1 pseudogene is annotated in these 1,650 nt (G+C 73.4%); it reads right to left on the reverse strand.

Annotated elements, in window-relative coordinates:
• Positions 1-1,650: pseudogene (locus tag AB0G02_RS39030) on the reverse strand (hypothetical protein); the annotation flags it as partial.

Consider the following 1,650-nt stretch of genomic DNA (forward strand, 5'->3'; position numbering starts at 1 on the left):
GCTCGAACGCGGCCGGTTCGAGGTCCGACCAGACGCCGACCTCCGGGTCGCGCGCGTCCGCGCCGAACTTGCGGCCGACGATCCCCTCCTGGTACCAGCCGATGCCGTTGCCCGCGCTGTAGTACTCGGTGCGGGTGGCGGGTGCGACGAGCGCCTCGTCCATCACCACGCCGAGGTTCTTCACGGTCGCGCCGCGGTACACCGGGTACAGGCGTTGGCGGACCACGCCGTCCGCGCCGGACGAGAGGTACCGGGCCCGCACCTCGGCCAGCTCGTCGCGCTTCACCCGGTAGGTCTTGCCGGCCGGCAGCGCGCCCTGTTCCGGGAAGAACAGGTTGTAGCTGACCGGCGACGAGTCCACCGCCCGCACCGTGACCGCACGGCCGAGCTGCGCGAGCAGGTCCTGCGCGGTGTGGTCGGACGCCGACAGGACCGGCAACGCGGTCTGCCGCTCGTCCGGGAACGGCAACGGCCCGAGCAGCAGCACGGCCGCCGCGCCGGCGTCCTTCAGCTCCTGCGCCACCGCGTAGAGGTCGTCGGTCCCCTCGACCACGACGAGCGCGCCCTTGACGTCACCGTCGCGCCGGGCGGTGCGGAACTCGTGCGCACCGGGCGGGAAGTACGGGCTGGAGTCGGCGTAGCGCAACGGCAGGCGGAACCCGTCCAGCGACACCCGCGGCTGCGCGGCCTTGATCGTGGTCGAGTAGGTGAGCTGCGGCAGCGGGTCGCCGAACGACAGGCCGTACACCGGCGTGGAGCCCTCGACCGGGCCGGTGACGCCGGAGTTCTTGCCGGGTTCCGCGGGCACGCTCAGGTCGACCTCGCGGTGCAGCGGTCGCACCCGGTCGTCGGTGAGGTCCACGGTGATCGGCCTGCCCTTCCGGGCGTCCAGCTCCACCGTGACGTCGGCGGTCGTCGACACCCTGCCCGCGACCTCGGTGACCGAGATCGGCGTGTACGAGCTCGCGAGCGCGGAGCGCTGTTCGATGCGGCCGAGCAGGGCGTAGTCCGACGCGGGCAGCGTGGTCGTGCCGGTGCCCTCGGCCGTGATCGCCAGCGTGCCGGACCTGCCGGTCTTCAGGTCGACCAGCAGCACGTACTCGTTGGTCGGGGCGTTGCCGTCGCGCCCGGTCATCCTGACCGTGAGCGCGTGGCGCTCCTCCTGCACGTAGGCGCCGACCGAGGTGGTCAGGCCGACGCCGTCGGCGGTCGCCCGGAGGTGGCCGTGGAACGTGCCGACGCCCTTGCCCGGGTCGAGCCGCACGACGACCGGTGCGGAGCCGTGCGCGGGCACGGTGACGGTCGACGGCACGGTGAAGTCGGCCCCGAGGTCGTGCCGCAGTTGCAGCGTGACGGGCTGGTCGCCGTCGTTGTGGTAGGTGACGGTCTTCTCGTGCACCTGCGTGTGCGGCCACGTCAGCAGCCCGAACGAGAGGCTGCCGACGTCCGCGCGCACGTCCTGCACGACCGCGCGCCGCACGTCGAGCAGTCCGGTGCCGACGTGGTCGGGCGTGTCCCCGACCTCCTTGGCGGACGCCATGAGCTGCGCCTTGAGCTGCGGCCCGGTCCACGTGGGGTGGCGCTGCGCCAGGACGGCCGCCGCGCCCGCCACGCGCGGCTGAGCGGCACGTCGATGGCCGCGCCGCACGT

This window comes from Actinosynnema sp. NPDC023658 (assembly GCF_040639995.1).
Lineage (GTDB): Bacteria > Actinomycetota > Actinomycetes > Mycobacteriales > Pseudonocardiaceae > Actinosynnema.